This window comes from Phenylobacterium sp. (assembly GCF_030693805.1).
Taxonomy (GTDB): domain Bacteria; phylum Pseudomonadota; class Alphaproteobacteria; order Caulobacterales; family Caulobacteraceae; genus Phenylobacterium.
The window spans coordinates 1-6,202 of sequence record NZ_JAUXZW010000200.1; the positions used below are offsets into that span (position 1 = coordinate 1).

Consider the following 6,202-nt stretch of genomic DNA (forward strand, 5'->3'; position numbering starts at 1 on the left):
CGCCTTCGACCTCGGCGGCCATGCGGCGGATGCAGGCCAGGCCCGCCGGCGTGCGCAGGGTGACTTCCAGCACCGGCAGGCCGCCGGCCACCAGGGCGCGGCCCAGCGGCACGGCGTCGGCCTCGTCCTCGATGATCAGCACCGGAATGACCGGCGCCAGCCGCATGATCTCGTCGATGGTCATATGCGTACGCTCTCCAGCTGCGCCAGCTCGCGCGCCGCGCCGACCAGGGCCGGGTAGGGATGCAGGATCAGCGAGGTGGGAATGGCGCTGACGTAGTCCGACAGCCGCCCCTTGTCTTCGAACCGCGCCCGGAACGCGCCGGCCGCCAGTTGCTCCGGCATGCGAGGTGCGATGCCGCCGCTGATGTAGACCCCGCCGCGCGCGCCATAGGTCAGCGCCAGGTCGCCGGCCACCGACCCCATGATCGCGCAGAACCGCTCGAGCGTCGCCAGCGCCAGCCGGTCGCCGGCCTGAGCCATCTCGAACACCTTCTTCTCGTCGGTCGCCTCGCTGTTCACGCCTTCCATGTCGCGCATCGCCACATGCAGGTCGAACAGACCCTGGCCCGACAGCAACCGTTCGTTCGACACCCGGCCGTGCTTGGCCTTCAGCCTGCGCCAGACTTCGACCTCCAGGTCGTCGTAGGGGGAGAAGCCGGCGTGCCCGCCTTCGGTCGCCAGCGCAACGTCGCCTCGTGAGGAGCGCGCCAGGCCGGCGACGCCGAACCCGGTGCCGGCGCCCATCACCACCATCGGGCAACCTTCGGATCCGCGCAGCTTCGGTCCGATCACCCGCAGGTCGTCGACGCCCATCCGCGGGGCGGCGAGCGCCTGGGCGGCGAAGTCGTTGATGAGGCTGACCTCCTCGAACTCGAAGGCCGCCACCAGGTCGACCTCCGAAAGCCGCCAGTGCAGGTTGGTGAACTCGATCTCGCCGTCGACCACAGGACCGGCCACCGCGATCGCCGCGCGCGGCGGCCGCTTCCGTCCGGCGGTGGTCTCCAGGTACTCGGCGATGATGTCGGTCAGCGAGGCGTATTCCTTCGCCGGGAAGATGCGGGGAAAGCGGATGTGGCCTTCCTGGTCGACCAGGGCGAAGCGCGCATTGGTGCCGCCCACGTCGCCGACCAGGCCGCGCATCGCGCCCTTCACGCGGCGGCCTCGAACAGCACCGAGGCGCCGGCTTCCGCCGCATCGGCGCTGCGCCGCATCCAGGCGAACATCTCGCGGCCGTAGCCGGGCCCGGACGGCGGCGCTGTCGCCGCCTGTCGGGCGTGGAGCTCCGAGGCCTCCACCTTGATCTCCAGCACGCCGGCGTGGGCGTTCAGAAGGATCATGTCGCCGTCGCGCACATAGGCCAGCGCCCCGCCGTCAGCGGCCTCGGGCGTCACGTGGATCGCCGCCGGCACCTTTCCGGACGCGCCCGACATGCGCCCGTCAGTGACCAGCGCCACCTTGAATCCCTTGTCGAGGAGCACGCCCAAGACAGGCGTCAGGCTGTGCAACTCCGGCATGCCGTTGGCCTTCGGGCCCTGGAACCGCACCACGGCGACGAAGTCGCGGTTCAGCTCGCCGCGGGCGTGCGCCGCCAGCAGAGCCTCTTGATCCTCGAACACAATGGCCGGCGCTTCGATGATCAGGTGCTCGTCCTTCACCGCTGATGTCTTGATCACCGCGCGGCCCAGGCCCCCGGTCAAGAGTCGCATGCCGCCCTCGCTCTGGAACGGGTCGTCGACCGGCCGCAGCAGGTCCCTGTTCAGGCTCACGCTCGTCCCCTCACGCCAAACCAACCGCCCGTCGTCCAGGAACGGCTCGGCCTGATAGCGCCGCAGACCGTGTCCCGCCACTGTCGAGACGTCGTCGTGCGCCAAGCCCGCATCCAGAAGCTGGCGCACCACGAACGCCATCCCGCCCGCCGCATGGAAGGCGTTCACGTCCTCGCTGCCGTTCGGATAGACCTTGGCGATCAGCGGCGTCACGCGGCTGAGGTCGTCGAAGTCCTGCCAGTTGATCCGCACGCCGGCCGCCCGCGCCATCGCCACCAGGTGCAGGGTGTGGTTGGTCGACCCGCCGGTCGCCAGCAGGCCAGCCATGGCGTTGACGATGCTCTTGGCCCCCACCACCGCCGACATCGGCGTGTAGTCGTTGGTCCCGTGGGCGATCTCCACAGCCCGCCGGGGCGCCGCCGCCGTCAGGGCGTCGCGCAACGGCGTGTTCGGCGTGACGAACGCTGCGCCCGGCAGGTGCAGGCCCATCATCTCCATGATCATCTGGTTGGAGTTGGCGGTGCCGTAGAAGGTGCAGGTTCCGGGTCCGTGGTAGGACTTCATCTCGGAGTCCAGCAGCTCCTCGCGCGTCGCCTTGCCCTGGGCGTAGAGCCCGCGCACCCGCGCCTTCTCGGCGTTGGAGAGGCCTGAGGTCATCGGCCCAGCCGGGACGAAGATCACCGGCAGGTGCCCGAACGACAGCGCCCCGATGGTCAGCCCCGGCACGATCTTGTCGCAGACCCCCAACATCAGCGCCGCGTCGAACGCATCGTGGGTCAGCGCCACCGCCGTCGACATGGCGATCACGTCGCGGGAGAACAGCGACAGCTCCATCCCCGGCCGCCCCTGGGTGACGCCGTCGCACATGGCCGGCACCCCGCCGGCGAACTGCGCTGTCGCGCCCGCCTCATGCGCCGCGGCGCGGATCAGGTCGGGGTAGCGCTCGAACGGCTGATGCGCCGAGAGCATGTCGTTGTAGGCCGAGACGATCGCCACGTTCGGCGCGTTGGGATCTCGCATCCGGACCTTGTCGCTTCCGGGCGAGGCGGCGAAGGCGTGGGCCCAGTTGGCGCAGGACAGCTTGCCCCGCGCGCGTCCCTGGGCGATGGCCGCCTCCATGCGCCCCAGGTAGTCGTCGCGCAGGTCGCGGCTGCGCTCGACGATGCGGTTTGTCACCTCTTCGACGACCGGATGCATGATCACGAACCTCGCGCCTGTTTGATGTCGGCCTTCACGTCGCCGGAGCGGCGTTCTTCATGTCTCGGCGACCACAAGATCCGCACCGGCGCCCGGTCCTGAGCCAGCAGCACCGCGACCGGCAGATCGCCACCCGCCTGCGCCTGCTCGACAACCTGGCGCTTCGTCTCGCCCGCGATCAAGAGCAGGATCAGCCGCGCCTGCGACAACGCCGCCAGCGTCAGGCTGATCCGCGCCACGGGCGGTGATCCCAACCCTGCTGGAACGTCCACCACGAGCTGCTCGCTCCGCAGATCCAGAGCTTGCGCCAGCCCTGGCATGCCGGGGATCAGCGAGGCGATGTGGCCGTCCTCGCCCATGCCCAGCAGCACCGCGTCGAAGGGCGCCAACGCCCGGATCGCCGGCTCCAGCTCCGGCGGCCGGGCGTCGTCGCGCCACAGCGGCAGGAACGCCGAACGGGCCGTTGCGCCGCGCAGGAGCCGCTCGTGCAGCAAGTGCGCGTTGCTGTCTTCGGATTCCCCCGCGACGCAGCGCTCGTCCGACAAGGTCGTCACCACCCGGGCCCAGTCCAGCTTGGCGTCCTGCAGATGGTCATATACGGGCCCCGGCGCCCGGCCGCCGGTGGCCACCAGGCTGGCCCGCCCACGCTGCGCCACTCCGTCGGCCAGCCGTGTCGCGACGGCGCGCGCGGCGGCCTCACCCATGGCGTCGGCGCTGACGAAGCGTTCGATCATGCCGCAGTAACGCCCGGAACGCCCTGCGGGTCGCGTCCGCCGGCGCCGAGATCGGCGATGGCCGGCGAAACGCTCATTTCAGCGGCGCATGCGCGAACCGCAGGATGTTCGCGGCGCCGGCCGATCCCATCGGCAGGCCGGCCAGGATCAGCACCCGCTGACCCGGCTGCGCGAGCCCCGCCGCGACCGCTTGCTGCACGGCGACGCGGGCCAGCTCCTCCGGGTCGGTCAGCTCGGGCACGACCCGCGTCTCCAGCCCCCAGACGAGCGCGAGCCGCCGGGCGGTCGCCAGGTTCGGCGTCAGCGCCAGGATCGGCTGCAGCGGCCGCTCCCGCGACATCCTCAGCGCCGTCTGGCCGCTTGTGGTGAAGGTGACCAGGCAGGCGGTCGAGGCGGCTTCCGCGGCGCGCCCCGCCGCGGCGACCAGGGCGTCGGCGTCGGCGTCGTCCACCGGATATTCCGCGCGCATCAGCTCGGGCCAGCGCGCGTCGCGCTCCACGCGGGCGATCACCCGGTCCATCATCGCCACGGCTTCAAGCGGATAGGCGCCCACCGCGCTCTCCGCCGACAGCATCAGGGCGTCGGCGCCCTCATAGACCGCCCCGGCCACGTCGGAGGCCTCGGCGCGGGTCGGCGTCGACGCGGACACCATGGATTCCAGCATCTGAGTGGCGACGATCACCGGCAGGCCGCGCAGGCGGGCGGCGCGGACCAACGCCTTCTGCACCACCGGCACCTCCTCGGGCGCCAGCTCAACCCCCAGGTCGCCGCGCGCCACCATGATCGCCTGGCAAAGGTCGAGGATTTCGTCGAGCTGCTCCAGCGCCGCCGGCTTCTCGATCTTGGCCAGTACGCCCGCGCGACCGTCCACCAGCTTGCGCAGCTCGGCCATGTCCGCGGCCCGCTGCACGAACGACAGCGCCACCCAGTCGACGCCGACCCCCAGGGCGAACGCCAGGTCCGCGCGGTCCTTGTCGGTCAGCGCGGGGATCGGGATCGTCAGGCCGGGCAGGTTCACGCCCTTGTGGTCGGACAGCCGATCCCCCGCCTCGACCACGGTGTCAGCGAAGTCGGCGCCGTGCCTGTTCACCCGCAACCGCACGCGCCCGTCGTCCAGCAGCACCGATGCGCCCTTCTTCAGCGCGGCGAAGATTTCGGGATGCGGAACGCCCACGCGCTTGGCGTCGCCTGGCGCGGCGTCTAGGTCCAGGCGAAGCTTGCCGCCGACCTTGATCGCCGCCTCGCCGCCCTTGAACAGGCCCAGCCGGAGCTTCGGACCCTGCAGGTCGGCCAGCACCGCCAGCGGCCGCCCGACCTCGCCCTCGGCCCGGCGGACCTCGGCGATCGCCTCGGCATGGGCGGCGTGTGCGCCGTGACTGAAATTGACCCGGAACACGTCCGCCCCGGCCCGCGCCAGGTCGGCGACACGGCCGCTGGAGGCGGGACCGAGGGTGGCTACGATTCGGGCGCGGCGGGGTCGGATCAAGGGCGATCATCCATCTTGTGGCGAGACGCCTGGCCTGCACCTCGCACCCGCGCTGGTCCAGCCCTGCGGATCAAAGCATAGCAGAGGACGTTCACCCCATGCGGCACGGATGCGGGGGCGAAACCCATTCGACCCCTGCGAAAGGCGCTCGCGTGATCCAGAATCTCGACCTGTTTCCGATCGGAAATTGCGCGGCCAGCGCGCTGATCGACCGCGCCGGGCGATTCGTCTGGTCTTGCGCCCCCCGCGTCGATGGCGACCCCTTCTTCTGCGCGCTGCTGGACGACCGCGATCCCGAGGGATCAAGCGCCCGCGGCCTTTGGGCTGTGGACGTCGAGGATACAGCCGAGATCACTCAATCCTATCTGCGCAACACGCCGATCCTGCGCACCGAGATCACCGACGCCCGTGGCGCGAAGCTGGAGATCATCGATTTCGCGCCGCGCTATCGCCAGTTCGGCCGGGTCTATCGGCCGCTGGCCTTCATCCGCCTGATCAGGCCGTTGTCGGGCGCGCCGCGTGTGCGCATCCGCATGCGCCCCATGGCCGGCTGGGGCGCAGCGCCGGCCGAGATCACCGTGGGTTCCAACCACCTGCGCTACACCGGCGGCGAAATGACGCTGCGGCTGACCACCGACGCACCGGTCTCGCACATCGAGATGGAGCGGACATTCCGGCTCGAAGAGCCGATCACGATGTTCCTGGGCGCTGACGAGGGGTTCGACGCCGCGCTGGCGATCACCGCCGAGCGCATGCTGCAGGAGACCGCCGAGTACTGGCGCGGCTGGGTGCGCACGCTTTCCGTGCCACTTGAATGGCAGGAGGCGGTGATCCGCTCGGCGATCACCCTGAAACTCTGCGCCTACGAAGAGACCGGCGCGATCGTCGCCGCCCTGACGACCTCCATCCCCGAACACGCGGAGTCCGGACGCAACTGGGACTACCGCTACTGCTGGCTCCGCGACGCCTACTATGTGGTTCAGGCTTTGAACCGTCTGGGCGCGGCCGACATGCTG

5 protein-coding genes and 1 pseudogene are annotated in these 6,202 nt (G+C 70.6%); 1 reads left to right on the forward strand and 5 read right to left on the reverse strand.

Annotated features, from left to right (window positions below; all coding sequences use genetic code 11):
- The 5 genes and pseudogenes from Q8M88_RS08005 to pyk all read right to left on the reverse strand — a co-directional run.
- Positions 1-184: pseudogene (locus Q8M88_RS08005) on the reverse strand (keto-deoxy-phosphogluconate aldolase); the annotation flags it as partial.
- A complete protein-coding gene (glk, locus tag Q8M88_RS08010) occupies positions 181-1,143 on the reverse strand; it encodes a glucokinase (RefSeq protein ID WP_305596154.1) in 963 nt (320 codons plus the stop codon). The pseudogene Q8M88_RS08005 and the gene glk, both read right to left, overlap by 4 nt.
- 8 nt (positions 1,144-1,151) lie before the next feature.
- Entirely contained in the window at positions 1,152-2,966 is a 1,815-nt protein-coding gene (edd, locus tag Q8M88_RS08015; protein ID WP_371132649.1) for a phosphogluconate dehydratase, read from the reverse strand.
- A gap of 2 nt (positions 2,967-2,968) precedes the next feature.
- Entirely contained in the window at positions 2,969-3,700 is a 732-nt protein-coding gene (gene pgl, locus Q8M88_RS08020; protein WP_305596158.1) for a 6-phosphogluconolactonase, read from the reverse strand.
- A gap of 73 nt (positions 3,701-3,773) precedes the next feature.
- Complete coding sequence (pyk, locus tag Q8M88_RS08025; RefSeq protein WP_305596160.1) at positions 3,774-5,186, reverse strand: pyruvate kinase; 1,413 nt, start codon at positions 5,184-5,186, stop codon at positions 3,774-3,776.
- Between the two features lie 152 nt (positions 5,187-5,338).
- Between pyk and Q8M88_RS08030 the strand changes: the two genes are divergently transcribed.
- Positions 5,339-6,202: glycoside hydrolase family 15 protein (locus Q8M88_RS08030; RefSeq protein WP_305596162.1), on the forward strand; the 864-nt coding region annotated here is incomplete at its 3' end.

Coding starts and splice junctions, on each gene's coding strand:
- glk (WP_305596154.1), bottom strand. CDS start 1,143: ATGCGCGGCCTGGTCGGCGACGTGGGCGGCACCAATGCGCGCTTCGCC.
- edd (WP_371132649.1), bottom strand. CDS start 2,966: ATGCATCCGGTCGTCGAAGAGGTGACAAACCGCATCGTCGAGCGCAGC.
- pgl (WP_305596158.1), bottom strand. CDS start 3,700: ATGATCGAACGCTTCGTCAGCGCCGACGCCATGGGTGAGGCCGCCGCG.